The 21594-nt window shown below is 64.9% G+C and carries 20 protein-coding genes and 1 rRNA gene; 9 read left to right on the plus strand and 12 right to left on the minus strand.

The annotated features are described in order from the left end of the window. Nucleotides 1–2: 2 nt before the first annotated feature. Nucleotides 3–119, plus strand: a 5S ribosomal RNA gene (rrf, locus tag AC1X6S_RS06685). Between the two features lie 472 nt (nucleotides 120–591). On the opposite strand, the gene AC1X6S_RS06690 is transcribed toward rrf, so the two are convergent. Beyond that, complete coding sequence (locus AC1X6S_RS06690) at nucleotides 592–2010, minus strand: MFS transporter (protein WP_483404991.1); 1419 nt, start codon at nucleotides 2008–2010, stop codon at nucleotides 592–594. 5 nt (nucleotides 2011–2015) lie between these two features. Next, a complete protein-coding gene (locus tag AC1X6S_RS06695) occupies nucleotides 2016–2441 on the minus strand; it encodes a MarR family winged helix-turn-helix transcriptional regulator (protein ID WP_483404992.1) in 426 nt (141 codons plus the stop codon). A 96-nt stretch (nucleotides 2442–2537) separates the two neighbouring features. Here AC1X6S_RS06695 and AC1X6S_RS06700 point away from each other — a divergent pair, with 96 nt between their 5' ends. Next, nucleotides 2538–3428: an alpha/beta hydrolase gene (locus AC1X6S_RS06700; protein ID WP_483404993.1), complete on the plus strand. Its 891-nt coding sequence runs from the start codon at nucleotides 2538–2540 to the stop codon at nucleotides 3426–3428. Here the strand turns inward: AC1X6S_RS06700 and AC1X6S_RS06705 are convergent. Beyond that, nucleotides 3422–4045, minus strand: a complete 624-nt coding sequence (locus tag AC1X6S_RS06705; RefSeq protein WP_483404994.1) for a histidine phosphatase family protein — start codon at nucleotides 4043–4045, stop codon at nucleotides 3422–3424. The genes AC1X6S_RS06700 and AC1X6S_RS06705 overlap by 7 nt on opposite strands. A gap of 72 nt (nucleotides 4046–4117) precedes the next feature. On the opposite strand from AC1X6S_RS06705, the gene lplAB reads away from it, so the two are divergent. From lplAB to AC1X6S_RS06720, 3 genes are all read left to right on the plus strand, one after another. Beyond that, nucleotides 4118–5167 carry a lipoate-protein ligase LplAB gene (gene lplAB, locus AC1X6S_RS06710; RefSeq protein ID WP_483404995.1) on the plus strand — a complete coding sequence of 350 codons (1050 nt, stop codon included), beginning with the start codon at nucleotides 4118–4120 and terminating at the stop codon, nucleotides 5165–5167. 80 nt (nucleotides 5168–5247) lie between these two features. Next, nucleotides 5248–6093 carry a DNA-methyltransferase gene (locus AC1X6S_RS06715; protein ID WP_483405875.1) on the plus strand — a complete coding sequence of 282 codons (846 nt, stop codon included), beginning with the start codon at nucleotides 5248–5250 and terminating at the stop codon, nucleotides 6091–6093. Continuing rightward, nucleotides 6090–7016 (plus strand): LLM class F420-dependent oxidoreductase, encoded by a 927-nt coding sequence (locus tag AC1X6S_RS06720; RefSeq protein WP_483404996.1) that lies wholly within the window; start codon nucleotides 6090–6092, stop codon nucleotides 7014–7016. The genes AC1X6S_RS06715 and AC1X6S_RS06720 overlap by 4 nt, the downstream gene beginning before the upstream one ends. A gap of 22 nt (nucleotides 7017–7038) precedes the next feature. On the opposite strand, the gene sufU is transcribed toward AC1X6S_RS06720, so the two are convergent. From sufU to AC1X6S_RS06755, 7 genes are all read right to left on the minus strand, one after another. Next, nucleotides 7039–7482 (minus strand): Fe-S cluster assembly sulfur transfer protein SufU, encoded by a 444-nt coding sequence (sufU, locus tag AC1X6S_RS06725; protein ID WP_483404997.1) that lies wholly within the window; start codon nucleotides 7480–7482, stop codon nucleotides 7039–7041. Beyond that, nucleotides 7482–8792, minus strand: coding sequence for a cysteine desulfurase (locus AC1X6S_RS06730; RefSeq protein WP_483404998.1), 1311 nt, complete (start codon nucleotides 8790–8792; stop codon nucleotides 7482–7484). The genes sufU and AC1X6S_RS06730 overlap by 1 nt, the downstream gene beginning before the upstream one ends. Nucleotides 8793–8968: 176 nt before the next feature. Beyond that, entirely contained in the window at nucleotides 8969–10012 is a 1044-nt protein-coding gene (locus AC1X6S_RS06735) for a LacI family DNA-binding transcriptional regulator (RefSeq protein WP_483404999.1), read from the minus strand. A gap of 27 nt (nucleotides 10013–10039) precedes the next feature. Then, entirely contained in the window at nucleotides 10040–11446 is a 1407-nt protein-coding gene (locus AC1X6S_RS06740; RefSeq protein ID WP_483405000.1) for a GH1 family beta-glucosidase, read from the minus strand. Then, nucleotides 11446–12342, minus strand: coding sequence for a carbohydrate ABC transporter permease (locus AC1X6S_RS06745; protein ID WP_108389933.1), 897 nt, complete (start codon nucleotides 12340–12342; stop codon nucleotides 11446–11448). Before AC1X6S_RS06745 ends, AC1X6S_RS06740 begins: the two co-directional genes overlap by 1 nt. After that, entirely contained in the window at nucleotides 12339–13490 is a 1152-nt protein-coding gene (locus AC1X6S_RS06750; protein ID WP_483405001.1) for a carbohydrate ABC transporter permease, read from the minus strand. Before AC1X6S_RS06750 ends, AC1X6S_RS06745 begins: the two co-directional genes overlap by 4 nt. 60 nt (nucleotides 13491–13550) lie before the next feature. After that, nucleotides 13551–14867 (minus strand): ABC transporter substrate-binding protein, encoded by a 1317-nt coding sequence (locus AC1X6S_RS06755; RefSeq protein WP_483405002.1) that lies wholly within the window; start codon nucleotides 14865–14867, stop codon nucleotides 13551–13553. A gap of 222 nt (nucleotides 14868–15089) precedes the next feature. Here AC1X6S_RS06755 and AC1X6S_RS06760 point away from each other — a divergent pair, with 222 nt between their 5' ends. Both AC1X6S_RS06760 and AC1X6S_RS06765 read left to right on the plus strand, forming a co-directional pair. Beyond that, entirely contained in the window at nucleotides 15090–16010 is a 921-nt protein-coding gene (locus AC1X6S_RS06760; RefSeq protein WP_483405003.1) for an amidase domain-containing protein, read from the plus strand. A gap of 25 nt (nucleotides 16011–16035) precedes the next feature. Then, complete coding sequence (locus tag AC1X6S_RS06765) at nucleotides 16036–16710, plus strand: SGNH/GDSL hydrolase family protein (protein WP_483405004.1); 675 nt, start codon at nucleotides 16036–16038, stop codon at nucleotides 16708–16710. An 85-nt stretch (nucleotides 16711–16795) separates the two neighbouring features. Here AC1X6S_RS06765 and pgm read toward each other — a convergent pair whose 3' ends face one another. Both pgm and AC1X6S_RS06775 read right to left on the minus strand, forming a co-directional pair. Continuing rightward, a complete protein-coding gene (gene pgm, locus AC1X6S_RS06770) occupies nucleotides 16796–18415 on the minus strand; it encodes a phosphoglucomutase (alpha-D-glucose-1,6-bisphosphate-dependent) (protein ID WP_483405005.1) in 1620 nt (539 codons plus the stop codon). A gap of 32 nt (nucleotides 18416–18447) precedes the next feature. Continuing rightward, the gene (locus tag AC1X6S_RS06775; protein WP_483405006.1) at nucleotides 18448–19842 is read right to left on the minus strand and encodes an alpha/beta hydrolase; all 1395 of its coding nucleotides are present in this window, start codon (nucleotides 19840–19842) and stop codon (nucleotides 18448–18450) included. 180 nt (nucleotides 19843–20022) lie between these two features. On the opposite strand from AC1X6S_RS06775, the gene pheA reads away from it, so the two are divergent. Together pheA and AC1X6S_RS06785 are read left to right on the plus strand one after the other, a co-directional pair. Continuing rightward, entirely contained in the window at nucleotides 20023–21006 is a 984-nt protein-coding gene (gene pheA, locus AC1X6S_RS06780; RefSeq protein WP_483405007.1) for a prephenate dehydratase, read from the plus strand. A gap of 36 nt (nucleotides 21007–21042) precedes the next feature. Beyond that, complete coding sequence (locus tag AC1X6S_RS06785) at nucleotides 21043–21588, plus strand: hypothetical protein (RefSeq protein ID WP_483405008.1); 546 nt, start codon at nucleotides 21043–21045, stop codon at nucleotides 21586–21588. Nucleotides 21589–21594 lie beyond the last annotated feature (6 nt).

Below are 21594 nucleotides of genomic sequence, written 5' to 3' on the forward strand. Positions count from 1 at the left end.
GTTTCGGCGGCCATAGCAAGAGGGAAACGCCCGGTCACATTCCGAACCCGGAAGCTAAGACTCTTTGCGCCGATGGTACTGCAGGGGGGACCCTGTGGGAGAGTAGGACACCGCCGGACTTAACTCAGAAGAGCCCACCCCTCGGGGTGGGCTCTTCGTCTTTAACCCACACCCCGCGAAGAACAGCCGCCACGCAATACCCGACCACCAGAGCCACCCACCGGGTGGCTTTTTCTCGTTAACCCAGCTGCCCGGACAGAAATGGCTGCTCGGCCGCTGCCCGGGCAGAAACGGCTGCACAATCGCGCGAACTCCCGCCATTCCTGGCCGAGCAACGTCCTGGGGCACCGCGACCCGCCATTTCCGGCCGAGCAATGCGCCCACACACCCAGCCCAGAGGACGACGCCGCACCGCTCCCAACACGACGGCTGCCCGGACAGAAACGCCCGCTCGGCCGCTGCCCGGGCAGAAACGGCTGCACAACCGCGCGAACTCCGGCCATTTCTGGCCGAGCAACGCCCTGGAGGCACCGCGACCCGCCAATTCTGCCCGAGCAGCCCCGCCAGCACCGATAGCTGCCCGCGGGGTGGCTAGCGCCGGCTGCTCGTCGCCGGGGTGGCGCGTTCGGCCGCGGAGCTCTTGTCGCCCGGCCGCTTTGACTCGCGCCGCGGCGTACCGGTGAGGTCGGGCAGTGAGATCGGTGAGGTGAGCGCGACCTCCTCCGAAAAGTCCTCTGGCACGATCGACGACACGGGGAGTGGGCGACCGGCGTGCGTGACGACGAGGCGCCAGCGAGAGTCTGGGTGCACGCGCAACCTCAGCTGCCGTGCCGCCACCGCCCAGGTCAGCGCGAACGTGCAGGCGATCAGCGCCGCAACTCCGGCTGCGGCAAGTGCCCATCGAGGGCCCCACGCGTTGGCGATGCCGCCCACGATCGGGGCTCCGAGCGGAGTGCCACCCATCAGGACCGCCATGTACAGCGCCATCACGCGGCCGCGCACCGCGGCATTCGTCGTGGTCTGTACGAATGCGTTTGCCGTCGTCAGCATGGTGACCGTCGCGAAGCCGATGAAAATGAGGGCGAACGCGAAGGTCCAGAACGTGGGCATAACGGATGCCGTAAACGCGGCGACCGAGAACAACCCGACGGCGGCGATGATGACACGCATCCGGGCGCGGTCGCGGCGCGCGGCGAGCAGGGCCCCGGTGAGCGAGCCGATAGCGAGGATCGACGACAGCAAACCGTAGTCGCCGGCGCCGCCGCCGAGCTCGACCGCCATCGTTGACGCGAAGATCGGGAAGTTCATGCCGAACGCACCCATGATGAACACGATGACGAAGATGACGCCGAGGTCGGGTCGGCTCAGAACGTAGCGGAAGCCCTCGGCGAGCTGTCCCCGCTGGCGCGGTGCGCGCGGGCGGGCGCGCAGCTGGCTCGAGCGCAGCTTGTAGAGCGCGAACAGCACAGCGAGGAACGTGGCGCCGTTGACGATGAACACCCAGCCGGAGCCGATCACGACGATAAGGAGACCGGCGAGGGCGGGGCCGATCATGCGCGCGGCATTGAATGACGCGGAGTTGAGGGCGACGGCGTTCGACATGTTGTGCTCGTCGACGAGGTCGGACACGAAGGTCTGGCGCGCCGGCCCGTCGACGGCGTTCACGATGCCGAGGAGGAGTGCGAAGACGTAGAGGTGCCAGAGCTCGGCGTGACCGAGGATGAGTAAGAGCCCGAGACCAACACCGAGAAGCATCAGTGCGCTCTGCGTGATCATGAGGATCTTGCGCCGGTCGAACCGGTCGGCGATGAGGCCGGTGATGGGCACGAGCAGCAGTTGCGGCCCGAACTGCAGGGCCATGGTGATTCCGACGGCCACGGCGTCGTTGTCGGTCAGTACCGTGAGAACGACCCAGCTCTGGGTGGTGGACTGCATCCACGCACCGATGTTGGACACGAGGGCGCCAATGAACCACAGGCGGTAGTTATAGCTCGAAAGCGATCGGAACATTGCACTCACTGGGTGGCGAGTCTCCTCATCAGGTCTGCGGCCTTGGCCAGGGTTTCTCTGTCGGCGGGATCGAGGGCGCGCATCTGGTGGTTAAGCCAGGCATCCCTCTTGGTGACTGTTGCTTTGACGATCGCGACGCCGGCATCCGTCAATTGGATGTTGGCTTTACGTTTATCGGTGGCGTCGGGAACCCTCGTCAGGTAGCCCGACTCTTCGAGGCAATTCACCGTGCGGTTCATCGACGGCGCAGACACGTGCTCACGTTCGGCCAGCTCGCCGAGGGTGTGGGTGCCCGCCGCGCGCAAGCCGAAGAGAACAGACAGTTGCCCGTCGCTCAGCTCGTTCTCTGCACGTTCGGCGCGAAGTCGACGCGCCAGTCGGAAGGTTGCCATTCGCAGGTCGGAGGCCTGCTCAGCGATAGTTTTTGCCACGAGAGTCCATGATAGCAAAGTAGTTAGCCAAGGTAAAGACCTCGTTAGTACTGCTAATAACCCCCTGGTGCGGTTCGCGACGGTTACAGTATGGAAATGACCGATGAGGATAAAACGCGAACGGATGCCACGGCGCCCGAGTCAAGGACGCTGGTCGACGCCGACGGCGTCACCATTTACTACTACACCTGGTCGGTGCCGAATCCGAAGGGCGTCATTCACCTGAGCCATGGAGTGGGTGAACACGCCCGCCGCTATGCGCCGCTCGCCAGGGAACTCAACGCGGCCGGCTACACAGTCATCGCTCACGATCAGCGCGGACACGGCCAGACCGGAATTCATCACCTCGGAATGGGCAAACTCGGCGATCGCAATATACGAGCCGCAATCGACACCGCACAGTTTGTCGGCGAGCGGATTCGGGATGAGCACTCAGAGTTGCCCCTGGTGCTGCTCGCGCACAGCTGGGGCTCGATGATGGCGCAAAAGATCATCAATCGTGCGAACATTTACGACGCTGTTGTTCTGTCCGGATCGTCGCTCGCCATCCCTGGCGTTGTCGGAGCCGGCAACTACAACCGCAGGTGGAAATCACCGACGGCGACCGGGCTGGAGTGGCTCAGTCGGGACGAGTCCGTGTGGGAGGGGTTCTCTGCCGACGAGTTCAACTTCGACATTGCCGTGACCCCGGTGTGGACGCCGGCGCAGGCCTTTTTTGTACTTGTCGGACTCCCGCCGAAAAAGATGCCCCGTGACATCCCGATGCTGATCCAGGGCGGTTCGGATGATCCCCTCGGCGGCACGCGGGGACTGACCCTGTTGCGCGACGCGTACGTCAAACGGGCGAAACTCAGCGACGTCACGCTGAAGATCTACCAGGGTGCCAGGCACGAGATCTACAACGAGACGAACCGGGACGAGATCATTGCAGACCTCGTGGGCTGGCTCAACGCGCACACCGGTGACGTCCTGTCCGGGCCTCAGTAGCGGTGGGCAGCAGCGCTCGCGGGGACGTTGAACGCATAGAGCCGCGCCTTCCCCGCTGTGTATTCGAGCGTGGTGACCGCGCCATTCTGAACGACAGGCATGAGCTCGCGGTAGCGGTTCGGGTCGATCCCCATCAGTGAACACAGTGTCAGCCGGAGCGCCGTGCCGTGGCAGCTGACGAGCACGCGGCCCTGGGGGAACGCGGCCTCGATCCGGTCGAACGCGCGAAGGTACCGGGTGATGCCGTGAAGGCCCTGCTCGCCGCCCAGCAGCACCGCCTCGGCGGGCCTGGCGACGAAAGCGTCCACCTCCGCGGCATACGTCGGTCGCAACTCGTCGAGCGTGCGTCCCTCGCCGACCCCGAACCCGACCTCGAGGAGATCCGGGTCTGTCTCGACGATCTGTCCGGTAACCCGGGCGCTCGGCTCGGCCGTGAGGATCGCGCGGCTCAGCGGCGACGAGTAAATCGCGTCGAGGCGGGCATCCTTCGCCCAGTCCGCGAGGGTCTCGGCCTCGCGCAACCCGTTTTCGTTGAGCTGCACATCGGCGGTGCCGGCGTATCGGTGGTCAGCATGCCAGACCGTCTCGCCGTGGCGGGCCAAAAACAGAGTAGTCATAGCCCCATTGTCACCCACGGTGCGCGATTCGGCGCCCTCTCCTCGTGCGCCTGCCACGGCTAGGCTGGACACATGCATGGTGAGTACAAGGTTCCCGGCGGCAAGCTCGTCGTTGTCGACCTCGATGTCGACGAGGGCCGGATCGCCAATTTCCGTCTCGCCGGCGACTTCTTTCTCGAGCCAGACAGTGCTCTCGAAGACATTAACAGGGCCGTCAACGGCCTTCCGGTCGAGACGGATGCCACGGCGCTGGCATCCGCAATCCGCCGCGGCCTTCCGGAAGGGGCGACGCTCCTCGGCTTCAGTCCTGAAGCCGTAGCGACAGCGATTCGCCGCTCACTCTCCGGGGCCGCAGACTGGCGTGACTTCCCGTGGGAGCTGATCCACTCGAAACCGGTTTCGCCACGGATGCACCTCGCCCTGGACGAGGTGCTCACCGCCGAGGTTGGCGCCGGGCGCCGAGGCCCGACACTCCGGATCTGGGAGTGGGAGGAGTCGGCCGTTGTTCTTGGCAGCTTCCAGTCGGTCAGGAACGAGGTCGACCTGGAACAGGCCAGGGCCAACGGATTCGACGTGGTTCGTCGCATCTCCGGCGGCGGCGCGATGCTCATGGGCAAGGGCCAGATCATCACGTACTCGCTCTACGTGCCTGCGGAACTGGTTAAGGGGATGACGTTCGCGGACAGTTACGCCTATCTCGACGACTGGGTGCTCAGCGCACTCCGCTCCGTCGGCATCGAGGCGACGTACCAGCCACTCAACGACATCACGAGCCCGAGCGGCAAGATCGGCGGGGCCGCCCAGAAGCGACTCGGCAACGGAGCTGTACTCCACCACGTCACCATGAGCTACGACATGGACGGTGAACTCATGGCGAAGGTGCTCCGCATCGGGCGCGAGAAGCTCAGCGACAAGGGCACGAAGTCGGCCGCGAAGCGCGTCGACCCGCTGCGCAGCCAGACCGGACTCAGCCGCGCCGAGATCATCGAGCGCATGAAGGCCACCTTCGTCAGTCTCACCGACGCGGTTCCCGGCGACATAACGCCCGAGGAATATGCCGAGGCCGAGGCTCTCGTCGAGTCCAAGTTCGCCACTGACGCGTGGCTGAATCGGGTGCCGTGACCGTGACCGCCGACGAGACGGCTGACGTCTCCGTCGTGAACGACCCGTCCGTCGTGAACGACCCCGCTCCAATGGCGAACATGGTCATCGAGGGCGACAATCTCCAGATCCTGCCCACCCTGCCTGACGCATCCGTCACCCTCGTCTACATCGACCCGCCATTCAACACAGGGCGGGAGCAACAGCGCCACGTGACCTCGAGCGTTCGCGTGGAGAACGGTGGCAGCACGGGGTTCAAGGGCAAGAGCTACGAACGCATCCGCGGAGAACTGCGCCGTTACGACGACACGTTCGACGACTACTGGACCTTCCTCGAGCCAAGGCTCCTCGAGGCATGGCGACTGCTCGCCGACGACGGCACCCTGTACCTGCACCTCGACTATCGTGAGGCGCACTACGCAAAGGTGCTGCTCGATGCCATCTTCGGCCGCGACTGTTTCCTCAACGAGCTGATCTGGGCTTACGACTACGGAGCGAAGTCCAAGAGCAAGTGGCCGACGAAACACGACACGATCCTCGTCTACGTGAAGAATCCGAAAGCGTACTACTTCAACTCGGATGCCGTCGATCGCGAACCGTACATGGCTCCAGGACTCGTCACGCCAGAGAAGGTGGAGCGCGGCAAGCTCCCCACCGACGTCTGGTGGCACACGATCGTCTCGCCCACCGGCAGGGAGAAGACCGGGTATCCGACCCAAAAGCCCGTCGGGATACTGCGCCGCATCATCCAGGCATCCAGCAGGGAAGGCGACGTCGTCCTCGACTTCTTCGCCGGCAGCGGCACGACGGGTGCGGTTGCGTCGACCCTGGGCCGGCGCTTCATCATGATCGACCAGAACCCCGAAGCGATCGCCGTCATGCGAGCCAGACTCGCGGCCGCTGACGTCGACTGGCGCACATTCAACGACAAGAAAGGCGATTTGTGAAGTTCAGGATTTTCACCGAACCGCAGCAGGGAGCAACCTACGACGACCAGCTCGCGGTGGCACAGGCCGCTGAGCGCCTCGGTTTCGACGCGTACTTCCGCAGCGACCACTACCTGAAGATGGGCGACCACTTCTCGGGGCTTCCCGGACCAACCGACGCCTGGACCACTCTCGCCGGATTGGCTCGCGAGACCTCGCGGATTCGCCTCGGCACCCTCGTGTCGAGCGTGACGTACCGACCGCCGGGCATCCTCGCCATCCAGGTGGCCCAGGTCGACCAGATGTCAGGCGGCAGGGTCGAGCTCGGCCTCGGAACGGGCTGGTACAAGGAAGAGCATGCTGCGTACGGAATACCCTTCCCGCCGAAGCGGTTCGGCATGCTCGAGGAGCAACTCGAGATCGTGACGGGGCTGTTCGGCACGCCGGTCGGCGAGAGCTATTCGTTCAGCGGCGAGCACTACTCACTCGAGAACTCGCCGGCCCTGCCGAAGCCAGTGCAGGACCGCGTGCCCGTGATCGTCGGCGGTGGAGGGCCCAGGCGCACCCCGGCGATGGCCGCTCGATTCGCTACAGAGTTCAACGCGCCGTTTGTGCCATTCGACAAGATCGCCGCCACGTTTGCCGGTGTTCGCGGGGCCTGCGAAGCCATCGAACGCGACCCCGACGACCTCACCTACTCCGCGGCGTTTGTCGCCGCCGTCGCGTCAGACGAAGCGGGGTACGCCGGGCGGGCTGCCGCAATCGGCCGGGAGACCGGTGAGCTGCGCGAAAACGGCCTGGCCGGAACCCCGTCCGAGGTCATCGACCGGCTCGGCGCGCTGCAGGACGACGGCGTCGAAACCGTGTACCTGCAGATTCTCGATCTGTCGGACCTCGATCACCTCGAGCTGATCGCCGCCGAGGTCACGCCGCACTTCGCGTAAGCCCTGAGTACCTCGCCCGGTTCTACTTCTGGAGCTGGGCGAGGTCGGCCTCGAGGGCAACCCACGCGAGCATGGCGCACTTGACTCGCGCCATGTACTTGGAGACGCCCTCGAGCACGACGGCGTCTCCGAGCGGCTCATCGTTGTCCACTCCAGCGCCCTTCGAGTGCATGAGTTCACGGAACAGCTCGATCCGTGATCGCATCTCGTCGACGGAGAGCCCCGGCGCCAGGTCGTGCAGCAGCGAGGCAGATGCCATTGAGATGGAGCAGCCCGCACCCTCCCAGCTGAGCGAACGAACCACGTCGCCGTCGAGGTGAAGCTGCATCGTCAGTTCGTCACCGCAGGTGGGGTTCAACTGGTGGCTCGAGGCATCCGCTTCTGGCTCCAGGCCGAAGCCGTGCTTCTCGCGCGAGTGCTCGAGAATGACCTGCTGGTACATCCCTGCCAGATCTCCGGATGCCATTACTTCACTCCGAAGAATGCGCGGACGGATGCCATGGCGTCGATGGCCGCGTCGACATCGGCGGTCGTGTTGTAGAGATACGCGCTCGCACGGGTTGACGCTGTCACGCCGAACCGGCGGTGCAGCGGCTGGGCGCAGTGGTGCCCGACCCGAACGGCGATGCCGCGGTCATCGAGGAACTGGCCGACGTCGTGGGCGTGGACCCCTTCGACGTCAACGCTCGCGAGGCCGGCGCGGTGTACGCCGGCGGCGGGCCCGAGCACGCGCACGCCGGGCAGCGTGCCGAATCCCTCGACGAGTCGTGCTCCGAGGGATGATTCCCACCGCTCGATCCGGTCCATGCCCACCGCCGTGAGGTAGTCGACGGCGGCGGCGAGTGCGATGGCCTGTGAGACTTTCTGCGTGCCTGCCTCGAACCGCTGGGGAGCGGGCAGGTAACCGGATGCCTCCATGGTCACCGTCGTGATCATCGATCCGCCGGTGAGGAATGGTGGCATCGCATCGAGCAACTCTGCCCGGCCGTAAAGCACACCGATCCCCGTCGGCGCGAGCATCTTGTGTCCGGAGAACACGGCGAAGTCCACGTCGAGGGCGGCGAGGTCGAGCGTGCGGTGCGGCACGGACTGGCAGGCGTCGAGTACGACCAGCGCGCCGACGGTGTGCGCCAGCCGGACCAGGGCGTCGACCGGGTTGATCACGCCGGTGACGTTGGAGACGTGGGTGAACGTGACGATCTTCGTGCGGTCGGTGATCAGGCGCTCCGCCTCCTCCATCCTGAGTGTGCCGTCATCGTTCACCGGGATGTAGCGCAGCGTCGCACCGGTGCGGGCGGCGAGTTCCTGCCACGGCACGAGGTTGGCGTGGTGTTCACCCTCTGTGGTCAGGATTTCGTCGCCGGCCTTCAGAACGAAGCGCGCGGCATCCGCACCGCCACGACCGAGGCTGGCGTTGGAGAAAGCGTAGGCGAGGAGGTTGATGCCCTCCGTCGCGTTGGAGGTCCAGATGATTTCGTTATCGCGCGCGCCGACGAAGCGGGCGACTGTGGCACGGGCGTTCTCGAACAGCTCGGTGGCGTTCGCGGCGAGGGTGTGCGCACCGCGGTGCACCGCTGAGTTGTCGTGCTCGTAGAAGGAGCGTTCGGCGTCGAGCACGCTCGCCGGCTTCTGTGAGGTGGCCCCCGAGTCGAGGTAGACGAGGTCGTTGCCGTTGACCTTCTGGTTCAGCGCGGGGAAATCGCGGCGGAGAACGAGCACCTCATCGTCGGTCAGAGAGCCGGTGAGCTCCGTCGTCGCTGCGAGAGGGTGGGACATGCGGAACTCACGATCTTGGGTTGGATTACGAAGGAGGCGAGGTAACGCGGTGCCTCGAGGCCTCTTTCAGTCAAGCGCAAACGGCGCCGGGCTATTCCTTCTATTGTGCTCCCCCGGGCCAGGAACAGCCACACCACCGGAAACGTGATCGCGCTGGGCGCTGGCGCTGTTCCCCGTCAGGCGGAGTCGCGTACGACAAGCTTCGTCGGCATGGTCGTCGCGGTGTCGATCTTTTCGCCGTCGATCAGCCGCACGACGATTTCTGCCATCTTTGCTCCCATCGCTGCAGGCGCCTGGTTAACCGTCGTGAGCGGCGGGTCGATGGTGCTTGCGTAGCGGTCGTCGTCATAACCGACGACCGCGATATCGCCGGGTATCGTCAGCCCTGCCTCGCGGATCACCGAGTACGCCCCTGCGGCGAGCTGGTCGCTGAATGAGAAGAGCCCGTCGATCGGCACGCCCCGTGCGAGCAGCCGTCGCATCGCTTCGGCGCCGTCATCCGGCGAGTAGTCGCCGTACTCGATGAGCGAGTCATCAAGGCCGGCGGAGGTGAGAGCCTCGCGCCACCCGGCAAGCCGGTCGATGCCGGGCGGCATGTCCTGCGGACCGGCGATCGTCGCGATCGAGCGACATCCCCGATCGATGAGCCGTTGGGTGGCGACACGGGCACCGGCGACGTTGTCGACGTCGACGTAGTGCCCCTCCGCGGTCTCGGGGTTGATCGGCCGGCCACCGAAAACGATCGGCAACTGCTGCCCAAGGCGGGTGTACGAGTGGTCACCTGAGTGGTGCGAAACCACGAGGGCGCCATCGACGTTTCCGCCGAGAAGGTAGCGTCTCGTCTTGTCTGACTTGGTCTCCGACGCGATCAGCAGGTTGAGCGTGTAGTCGGTGTCGGCGAGGTACAGCGCAACGCCCTGAACCACCGATGCAAAGAACGGGTCGTCGAAGACCTTCGCGGCCGACTCCGGAACCACGAGGGCGATGACCTGGGTCTTTCGACTGGCCAGCGACCTCGCGGCCCGGTTCGGCACGTAATTGAGCTCGGCAATCGCGTTCTGGACGAGCGCGACCACCTCCGCTGTCACCTTGGGGGATGAGTTGACGACGCGTGACACCGTCGCGCGCGACACCCCGGCGCGGGCGGCAACCATTTCGAGCGTCGGTGACTGCCCGGCGGATGCCGGCGCGCGTGTCGGTTCGATGTCTTGCGTTGTCATCCGCGTCACCCCCTCGGTCGTCCTACTCTAGTGCGCGAGCTCCGCCGTCTTGGCAGTAGCGATCATCTCTGCGTAGGCCAGTCCCGAGTCCTTGATCGTCCGCTCCTGGCTTGCATAATCGACGCGGACGATCCCGAATCGCTTGTCGTATCCCCATGACCACTCGAAGTTGTCGAGGAGGGACCAGACGAAGTACCCGCGAACATCCGCGCCGTCGGCGATGGCGTCCGACACGGCCTGCACGTGGTCAACGATGTATTGCGTACGCTCGGTGTCGTGCACGCGCCCGCCCTCGAGAACGTCCTGGTATGCCGAGCCGTTCTCGGTGACGAAGAGCGGTGGCATGTTCGGGTATTCGCGGCCCAGCCGAACCAGCAGCTTGTGCAGCCCGGAGGGGTTCACCTCCCAGTTCATGGCCGTACGCGGCAGGCCGCGGCTCGGGAACGTGATGTACTCGGAGCCGATCCAGCACGACTTGATGTCGCGCTCGGTCGCGCCGGAGTGACCGTCTGTTCCTGAATCGTCCGGGTGGCCCGAGACCTGATCGTCGTGGTAGTGGTTGACGCCGAGGAAGTCGATCTTCGTTCCGATGATCTCCATGTCGCCCGGCTGGATGATGTCGCGAAGACCGAACTGCTCGAGGTCGTTGAGCGTGTCATCGGCGTATGCGCCGGTGACGATGGGGTCGAGGAACACCCGGTTCTGGAGTACGTCGAACCGGCGAGCTGCTTCGACATCGACCGGGTCGTTGGCGTCGAGGGGGATCGCGTTCGACAGGTTGAGCGTGATGCCGATCTGCTCTGCACCGAGTTCACGCAGCCGGTTCACGGCGAGACCGTGGGCCAGGTGCTGGTGGTGAATCGCTGAAACGGCGTCCGTCGGGTTCTGTCGGCCGGGTGCGTGCACGCCCGAGGCGTACCCGAGCAGGGAGGAGCAGAACGGCTCGTTGAACGTCGTCCAGTTCTTCACCCGGTCGCCCAGGGTGCCATAGACGGTCGCGGCGTAGTCGGCGAAGCGCTCGGCTGTGTCGCGGTTGGCCCATCCGCCCTTTTCTTCGAGGGCCTGCGGCAGGTCCCAGTGGTAGAGGGTCAGCCAGGGCAGGATTCCGGCGCCGAGAAGTTCATCGACGAGCCTGGAGTAGAAGTCGAGGCCGGCCTGGTTCGGCTCGCGGTCGCCCGGCACAACGCGCGCCCAGCTGGTGGAGAACCTGTACGAGTCGAGGCCGAGCTTTTTCATGATTGCGACGTCACCGGCATAGCGGTGGTAGTGGTCGACGGCGACCTCGAGGTCATCGCCACCGGCGATCGCTCCCGGAACGCGAGCGAAAGCATCCCAGATCGAGTCTTCCTTGCCGTCCTCGTGGCCTGCCCCTTCGACCTGGGCCGCAGCTGTTGCCGACCCCCAGATAAAGGTGGGGGGAAAGTTGAGTGCCATTAACCTTTCACTGCTCCTTGCATGATGCCTGAAATGAGTTGTTTGCCCGCCACGATAAAGAGGATGAGCAATGGGACTGTAGCCATAATGGCCCCAGCGAGCACTATCGAGTAATCGACGTACCGCGCCGACTGTAGCTGGCTGAGTGCCGTCTGCAGTGTGGGGTTGCTCGCGTTGAGGACGAGGAGCGGCCAGAGGAAGTCGGTCCACGCCGTCATGAAGGTGAACAGGCCAAGGATCGCCATTGCAGGCCTGGCCGCGGGGACGGCGACGTGCCAGAAGGTCGAGATCATGCTCGCGCCATCCATGCGGGCCGCTTCGATGAGTTCATCCGGGATCACGTCCACCAGATACTGGCGCATGAAGAAGACGCCGAACGCCGTGACGAGGGTCGGGATGATCACCGCACCGATCTCTCCGGTCCAGCCGAGCGTCCTCATCACCATGAACAGGGGGATGATGCCGAGCTGGGTGGGAATCGCCATCGTCGCGATGACGAAGAGCATCAAGCCATCGCGGCCCTTGAAGCGGAGTTTGGCGAACGCATAACCGGCGAGCGTCGAGAAGGTGACGACGGACACCGTGATGATGCTCGAGATGAGCACGCTGTTGCCGAGCGCGAGCCAGAACGGCACCGTGTCGAAGACCTCACCGACGTTCTTCCAGAAGTTTCCTCCTGGCAGGAGCGGGGGCCAGGTCGAGCCGAACGCGGCGTTGCTCCGAGTGCCCATGACGAACGACCACCACAGGGGGTAGGCCGAGGAGAGGAAAAACACCCCGAGCAGGGTGTAGGTCAGCCACCCGGGACGCTTGTCGATTCCGAAGAACTTCGCTTTGCGTCGCGTTGGCAGGCTCGGAGGAGTCTCCGTCTGGCGGGTGAGGGTGTTCGCGCTCATCGGTTACCCCTCTCTTCTGTCGGTGCTGGTGGGTCTGTCGGATTGGCGGGGCCAGGCGCGGGGAGCGTCTCCGCCACGACCGAGGTCGCAGCGCCGCGCTTCACGGCGTCCCGCGCTTCGCGCTGGCGGACCTTGAGCAGCCGGCGCTGTGCTCGTGCTTTCGCACCTCTACCCTCTGCCGTCGCGATGCTGCGGGACAGGAGGAAGTTGATCAGGCCGAAGATCACGATGAGCAGGAACAGCAGCCAGGCAATGGCCGAGGCCTTGCCGAAGTTCTGGCGGAAGAAGGCCATTTCCCAGAGGTAGAGCACCGTGGTCTGGAACTGCCGCTGTGATCCGCCGGCGGTGACCGGGTCGAAGAGGCGGGGTTCCGTGAAGATCTGCAGGCCGCCGATTGTCGCCGTGATGATGACGAAGATCATCGTCGGGCGAATGGAGGGAAGGGTGATGCTGAAGAACCGGCGGAGAGCCCCGGCGCCGTCGAGAGCGGCAGATTCGTGGATGTCGCGGGGTACCGACTGCATCGCTGCGAGCAGGATCAACGCGTTGTATCCCGTCCACCGCCAGTTGACCATCGTCGCTATTGCGATGTGGCTTGGCAGCGTCTCGTTGCGCCACATGATCGGGTCAATGCCGAAGCTCTCGAGGATGTTGTTGATCAGTCCGTATTCCTCGCCGAAGACGTTCGAGAAGATCATGGCGACGGCGACCGGAGTGACGACGTACGGCAGGAGCACGCTCATCCGCCAGAACGTCTTACCCCGCAGGTTCTGATCCAGCACCGCGGCGATGATGACGGCGGCGGTGAGCTGCGGAATCGAGGAGAGGAAGAAGATGCTCACCGTGTTGAACAGCGAGTTCCAGAAGAAACGGTCTCCGAGGACCGCCGTGAAGTTTCCCAGCCCCACGAACTCGCCCTGCCCCTTGAGCAGGTGCCAGTCGTACAGCGATACAACGAACGTATAGACCAGAGGGAAGAGACCGACGATGGCGAAGAGGATGAAGAAGGGGGCGACGTACAGGTAGGGGGAGGCCTTCACATCGAGGGCACTCAACCGGTGCTTCATCGACATGGGCGCCTTCTTGGGGGTGCGCGACGCGCGGGGAGATGGACTCTCGACCGGCGGCCGGTTCAGTGTGCTTGTCATGTTCTCGCGTCCAGGTGGAGGCCCCCGGACGGATCCGGGGGCCTCTTGGTCGGGTGCTTGCTAGTTGTTGACTACCAGGTCGTTGAGGAGCGAGATGGCTTCATCCCATGCCTCGTCGGCGCTCGTGGTCTTGCCCGTGTCGAGCAACTTCAGTGCGGGGCCGAAGACGTTCTCCTGGATGAGCGAGTCGTCAGGTCCCTTGAACTGGGCTTCAACTCCCTCGGCGCGTGACGCGAGGATCGCTCCGGTCGGGGCGTTGTTGAACAGCTCGTTCGGAGTGGCCTCTTCTGCGAGCTTCTTCTGGGCCTCGATGGTGCTGGGGAAGTTACCGGCTGCTGCGGACTGCTTCACCTGCTGCTCGGGTGCGGTCAGCCATTCGGCGAGGGCCGCCGCTTCCTTGGGGTGTTCCGATGAGGTTGGGACCGAGAGGAAGGCGCCGCCCCAGTTGGACGCTCCGCCGGGGAAGACGTCGGCGAAGTCCCAGCCGGTCGAGGCGTCGCCGCCACCGGACTCGAGTGATCCCTTGATGGTGCCGAGCATCCAGCCCGGGCAGACGAACGTGGCGAAGGAGCCATCAACGAATGCCTTGCCCTTGCCCCAGTCCCACGCGGTCTGGTTGGCCGAGAGGCCGTTCGCCGTGCCGGCAGCGAGCTGGTCGAAACGCTCGCGCATTTCGGCGTTGTCCTCGATGTTGAGGTCGCCGTCCCTGGTGTAGTAACCCTCATCCATCTGGTTCACCATGGAGTTCCAGACGAAGCCCGAGTGGTCGTACCAGGCTTTGCCGGTTGCAGCCTTGTACTGCTCACCGAGTTCGAAGTACCGTTCCCAGGTCGCTTCGTCGCCTCCGAAGAGTTCCGCGACGGCTTCACGGTCGCTCGGCAGTCCGGCGGCTTCGAAGAGCTTGCCGTTGTAGCAGAGACCCTGCGGGCCGATGTCGGTGCCGTAGCCGATGACACGGCCATCGGGGTCTGTGCCCTGATCGAACTTCCAGGGCACCCAGTTGTCCTTGATGTCGGCTGCGCCGTACTCGTTGAGGTCGACGAACTGGTCGGAGACCCCCATGATCTGTCCGAGCCAGCCCTCCTCGATCGCGACAATGTCGGTGAGGCCGGAACCGGCGGAGATCTTGGTGAAGGCGTCCGTGCGGGCGTTTCCGCCGGTGTCGATGTTGTCGGCCTTGATCGTGATGTTCGGGTTGGCTTTCTCGTACTCCTTGTAGAGCTCGTCGTACCCGAAGGTGCCGAACGTGGTGATGGACAGTTCGATCTTGCCGTCAGGGGAGTCGGCGCCTCCTGAGGCGCAGCCGGTGGCGATGAGTGCAAAGGCTGCGGCGCCGGCGATGCCGGACGCGAGCCTGGTGCGGCGTGAGAGGTTCACGATCACTCCTTTGTGTGTGTGTGGACTGGTGCATCTGAGAGCGCTCTCATTTGCAGTGCTGAGAGCGCTCTCACGGATTAGTGGACAAGCTACGCGACCCTGCGCGCACGTGTCAAGCCTTTCTTTCGGGAGCACGGTCGGCCGACGTACGGGGGAGTGTCACGGTCTTCTTTCGACCGCGTCGATTACCATGGGAATCAGCTCTCAACCAAAGGATTTTTCGTGCAAAACCCGTTCCAGTCCGTCAGCCCCCGCGTCAGGAAGCGCCGCATCGCGGTGCTGGCGGGCATCGTGGCGATGGGAACTGTCGTTGCCGGATGCGCAACAGAGACGGGGTCCACCGGGGCAACGGGAGATCGCCCGCAACCGTCTGTCTCCGCGACCCCCGACGTGGTCAGCCAGGTGAGCGCAGTGGAGCCGGCGACCGGATCGGTCACCGGTGGCACGACGGTTTCCGTTTCCGGCACCGGCCTCAAGAGCGCAACGGCCGTGACGGTGGGAGGCGTCCCCGCGTCGGATGTGACGGTGAAGGATGACACGTCGCTGAGTTTCGTGGCTCCCGCGGCCGTCAACTTCCAGCCTGTTGCCGCTGATGTCGTCGTTCTCGACGGGGAGACGCCGATCGGATCACCCGTGCCGCTGACGTATGCGGTGGAGACCGGTATCGACGCCCAGATGTCATACGCGATGACTCACTGGAGCACGTACAACGAGGCCGAGTGGGGCAACCTCAACCCGGTCGGCGGTGACTGTGCCAACTTCGTCAGCCAGACGCTGATCGAACGCGGCTGGGAGCAGACGGATGCCTGGCACAACAAGCGGGCCGGTGCCGACTGGACCCCGGCGTGGGGATACGTCCCCGCCATGGACGACTGGTTCGCCAGTTCCGACGCGCCCGAGGCCACCCGGCTGTCCCTCGATGAACGCGACAAGGTCAAGGTCGGCGACGTCGCCATGTTCGACTGGAACCTCAACGACACTCCTGACCACGTGATGATCGTGTCGAAGGTGTTCGTCGAGGGGGATAAGACCGTGATTCAGCTCGTCGGCCACAACAAGGACTTCGACTACAGGGACCTCGACACCACCATCACCGTCGAGCACCCGGGCGGAACCGCGTGGTTCTGGAGTATTCCCGCCTAACCGCCCCCTCTGGATCGGACCGCGCATGCACCGCACGAACCGGACGCCTCACGTGCTCCTCGCGCTCGCGCTTCTGGGCGTTGGAGCAGGGCTCGTCGCGTGTTCTGCGACAGGTCCAGGGCAGCGGTCCCCGGATCCCGATCAGCCGGTAGCTGCCTTTTACGGTGATTCGTACACGCAAGGGGTTGGCGCCAGCGATCCATCACTCCGATGGTCGACGCTTATCGCTGCCGACCGGAACTGGACCGAGTTCAACCCCAGCGTGAGCGGGCTCGGCTTCGTGAACAATCGCGACGCTCTGGCCGACGACCTCGTCGGGCTCATCGTCGATGAGAAACCCGACATCGTCATCGTCACGATGGGGCTCAACGACAACTTTGCTCCGCCGAGTGCGGCCGACGGCCTCAGGCAGGCCATCGGGGACGACCTGGAAACTTTCGCCGAGGAGCTTCCCGACGCCCGCCTCGTGGTCGTCGAGCCGTTCTGGTACACCGACGAGAGGCCCGAAACGGTCGGCACCATCATCGGCTGGGTGCGGGATGCCGCCACCGCCGTCGACGCGGACTACATTGAGGGAGCCTCGCGGTGGCTGGAAGGCCACCCGGAATGGATGTCGGCCGACGGCATCCACCCCAACGACGCGGGATACGCCGAGATCGCCGAGCGCATGGACGAGGAACTGACCGCACTCGGTCTGTAGTCAGTTGCCGAGAGCATCAGTTCCGGCCCAAAGCATCAGTTGCGCCGGGTGTTCTCGACCGCAACTGATGCTCTCGGGGTAGGAGCTATCCGCCGAGCGCCGCGTCGACGATGAGCTTCGCCTCGGCCTGGACCTGCTTCAGGTGCTCGGCACCCCGGAACGACTCAGCGTAGATCTTGTAGACATCTTCGGTCCCGCTCGGCCTCGCGGCGAACCAGGCGTTCTCGGTCACGACCTTCACCCCGCCAACGGGCGCGCCGTTGCCTGGCGCTGTGCTGAGCTTCGCGACGATGGGATCGCCGGCCAGCTCGGTCGCCGTGATCGCCGCTCCATCCAGCTTGCCGAGTGCCGCTTTCTGGGCTTTCGTGGCAGCGGCATCGACGCGCTCGTACACCGGGTCGCCGTACTTGTCGGTGAGTTCCCGGTACAGCTCCGATGGGGTCTTGCCGGTCACCGCGAGGATCTCCGCTGCGAGCAGGCACAGCAGGATGCCGTCCTTGTCTGTGGTCCACACGGTGCCGTCCATCCGCAGGAAGCTCGCGCCAGCACTCTCCTCGCCGCCGAAGCCGACAGAGCCGTCGATGAGTCCTGGGACAAACCACTTGAACCCGACCGGCACCTCCCACAGGGTGCGGCCGAGCGAGTCGGCCACCCGGTCGATGATGGAGCTGGAGACCAGGGTCTTGCCGATCTTCGCGCCCTGATCCCAGCCGGAACGGTTGCGGTAGAGGTAGTCGATGGCGACCGCGAGGAAGTGGTTCGGGTTCATCAGCCCGCCGTCCGGCGTCACGATGCCGTGCCTGTCGGCATCCGCGTCATTGCCGGTGAGGATGTCGTACTCATCCTTGTGCGCAAGGACGGATGCCATCGCGAACGAACTCGACGGATCCATCCGGATCTTGCCGTCCCAGTCGAGAGTCATGAACCGCCAAGTCGGGTCGACGTGCGGGTTCACCACTGTGAGGTTGAGGTTGTACTTGTCTGCGATCGCCTGCCAGTAGCTCACGCTCGCCCCGCCGAGCGGATCGGCGCCGATCTTGATTCCGGACTCACGAATCGCGTCCATGTTGATGATCGTCGCGAGGTCATCGACGTAGTTTGTGCGGAAGTCGTAGGTTTCGACGGCGCTCGGTTCGGCCATCTGGACATCGATCATTCCGTTCGCGATGATTTCGTTCGCACGGTTGGCGATCCAGCTCGTCGCATCGCTGTCGGCTGGCCCGCCGTGCGGCGGGTTGTACTTGAAGCCGCCGTCTGCCGGAGGGTTGTGGCTCGGCGTGACGACGATGCCGTCCGCCTGTTCCTCGGCGCCGGAGTTGTTGTACTTGAGGATCGCGTGGCTGAGCGACGGGGTTGGGACGAAGTCGTCGAACTCGTCGACCAGGACGCGCACGTCGTTGCCCACAAGCACCTTGAGTGCCGTGGTCTGCGCAGGGTGGCTCAGCGCGTGGGTGTCTGACCCGATGAACAGCGGACCGGTGATGCCCTGGTCTGCCCGGTATTCGACGATCGCCTGTGTGGTCGCGGCGATGTGATGCTCGTTGAAGGCCGTGTTGAGGGATGACCCCCTGTGCCCGCTGGTTCCGAAGACCACGCGTTGCTCCGGAATCGACACGTCGGGCTGCAGCTCGAAGTACGCCTCGAGAAGCGCCGTGACGTCGACGAGATCGGATTCAGCTGCTGGGGTGCCTGCTCGCTCATTCATGAGCCCATTGTGGCATCAGCGCCCCCTGCTCGTCAGGGCCTTGCGCCGGAGCCCTCGGCGAGGAGGGTGGTATCGGCCGCAAGAGTTCCCGAGCCAGGCGTGATGCCGTGGCGCTCCCCGGTGATGATCTTCCGGATGTCGTAGAGGCTCTCTGTGCCGTCGCCGAGGTACTTGTCATGGTCGAAGTGGTGGGATGCTCCAACCGCGTCGTGCGCTTTCACCGCTGCCAGGATGGTTCCGTCTGCGAGCGTTGTGCCGTCGCTGCCGAAGAACTGAGCGCCCCATCCCGGTTCTGCTGGATTGGCTCGGCCTGACCAGAACCGCCCGGTGTCAGCGAGCGCGTCCTCGCGTGCCTGGGAGACGTACACCCGTTCGGGCTGCACGTGGAGGTCGGTGATCGTCAACCCGGCAGGAACGCCGGCGGAACCGATGATGACGAACGAATTCACCCCGTAGTTGCCCGTAGCGAGAGCGAGGGCCGCGGTCGTCGAGCCGTAGGAGTGGCCGATGACCGTCACCTCGGCAAGCGGGTCGGCTTCGTCCCGCACGGCGTCATACCCGGCGAGGGCGGCGGCGAGCCGCACAGACCCCGCCTCGGCGTGTTCGGTCGAAACCGTGTCGACGGGTCCCGGGCTCGCGTAACCGAGCCAGAGCACGGCGGCGCTGTCGGCCGATGCCTCCTGCATCCGTTCGACGCCACGCAGGTAGTCCGACAGCTGGAGCACGCTCGAGTCCATGCCCGGCACGAAGAAGCTCGCGAACTTCGCACTGTCGAGATCTCCGACCGCAACGGCAGCGAGCGGGGGGCCGGCCACCGTTCCATCGAGCTCGATGAGGTAGTGCGGCACCGAGTCGGACAGATCGGCCCCGGACCCGAATCGTTGAACGAGGAGATCGACGCCGCGCAGCCTGTCGGTCGCCTCCATGGTGCTGTGAGCGCTCTCGGCGTCGCCCGAAGAAAGGCTGTGCCCAAGCGCGAGCCGCAGGTCCGCTTCCGCCTGGTCTTTTAGATCGGCGAGCCGCGCCACGTTTGCGCTGCTGCGGTCGACATACGAAACCCCGCCGAGGTTGCCGATTGCGTCCGGCCGATCCTCGACCAGGCGGTTCCGGAAGTCGTCGGGCAGGTCGGTCCAGAGCGCTGCGACCTGGCGCGGCTTGAGCGCCTGCAGTGCACCGACGGCGGCGTCGAGATCGCCGGAGAACTCGGTGGCGAAACCGAGGCCGGACAGGGAGCCGATGACGCTCATGGACGGGGAGTCGGATGCCTGTGACCTGGCATCCTGACCGGTGAACGAATGGTGAACCTGGCTGGCGAGCCCCGGGCCGGTGATGAGCAGCGCGAGTGCCGTTGTCGCACCACCGAGGCGGGACAGTCGGGACGCGCCACGAAGCGCCGACTTACCACTGTTGACCGCGGATGCGACCACCCTCAACGAATACAACCGACTACTCCCCGCACAACGACCGGAATGTCGCTCCCCCTGGTACGCGCGCGTAGCCAGCGTCGAAAGCATATCGATTCGTGCAGGCCGTGCACAGTCCCACATTCGGGGCGTTTCACCGATACTCCACCGTTGGTGGAGAGACTGGCCGGTAGGCTCGATTCTATGGCACAGACCCGCGACCCGGTTTCGCTCCGCACGTACAGCTACCTGGGGCCCCGCGGAACGTTTACCGAAGCCGCCCTCGCGCAGGTGCCTGAGGCGGTCGGCCAGAACTGGCGGTCGGTCAACAATGTTGGTGAAGCGCTCGGAGATGTCATCGCCGGGCGAAGCGATGGAGCGGTCATCGCCATCGAGAACTCCATCGAGGGTGGTGTTTCCGTCGCCCAGGACGCCCTCGCAACAATGCCGGGGCTCCGCATCGTCGGCGAGTACCTCGTGTCGGTGAATTTCGTCCTCGTCGCCCGACGCGGAACGCGGCTCGAGGATGTCAGGGTTGTCAATGCGCACCCGGTTGCTTACGCGCAGTGTCACCAGTGGATGGACGCAACGCTCCCTGATCACGGGCACATTCCCGCCACGAGCAACGTGGCCGCAGCATCCGCCCTGTTCGAAACCGAACTGGCAGACGCCGCCATTGCGCCGCCAGGAATCGTGGACTCGTACGACGTCGACGTGCTCGCCGAGGCGATCGGTGACAACCCGAACGCCGTCACGCGGTTCCTCCACGTGAGCAGGACAACCCGGATTCCCGACGCAACCGGGGCAGACAAGACAAGCCTCGTCGCCGAGCTTCCCGTCGACCGTGCCGGTGCCCTGCTCGAGCTGCTGCAGCAGTTTTCGACGCGCGGTGTAAACATGAGCCTCATCGAATCGAGGCCGATCGGCGATGAGCTGGGCAGGTACCGATTCATCATCGACGCCGACGGTCACATCAGCGACGAGCGGGTTGCGGATGCTCTTCTCGGCGTCAGGCGGTTCAGTCCCGGTGTCATGTTCCTCGGTTCGTACCCTCGTGCGGACAAGTCCCCGATCGTCTTCGATGAGAAGTACTCGGACGAGGTCTTCGTCGACGCACGCGAATGGTTGCGGGAACTTCTCGCCGGTGAGTCCGACGGAACCGCGGCGGCGGCTTCGTTCGCTGGCTAGAATCCGAGTCAGGCATTCCGCGCGAAGGAGCATCGGATGAGCGACGAAGGCGGGTTCGACCCCAGGTACAGTCCGGAGTTCCAGCGTGGCTACGAGCCCAGCCGACGCGATCGGGCCGGTGAGTCGCCGCAGGCCCCAGCCCGGGTAGCGCCGATGCCCGTTGCCCCGGTTCCCGACCTGGTTGTTCGGCCAGCCGACGGGCCGGACCGGATCGAAACGTTGCTTTCCGGCGGCACGGATGCTGCGGGCGATGCCGAGGACGTGGCCCCACCCGCTGAACCGCGCCCGTGGCGAAACCCCTACCTGATCAGCCTCGCCGTCATCGGGGCCGCGATGACGATCGCAGGGCTGGCGCTCTATCGCTGGGCGGTCACCCAGATGTACTCCGGGCAGATCGGCGGGGGACAAACCACTGAAGAAGCGCGCTTGGACTGGATTTGGGTCCAGGTCGCGTGGGGCATTGCCCCGCTCCTGTGTATCGCCGGAGTCCTGACCGTGATCGGCGTTGTTTTCTTCCTGGCGACCAGGTGGACGCCCGTGAGACACAAAACCAGCGGTTCGGACGGCGAGCTGGACGGATAGCTCGCT

Source organism: Mycetocola sp. Y442 (genome assembly GCF_056898615.1).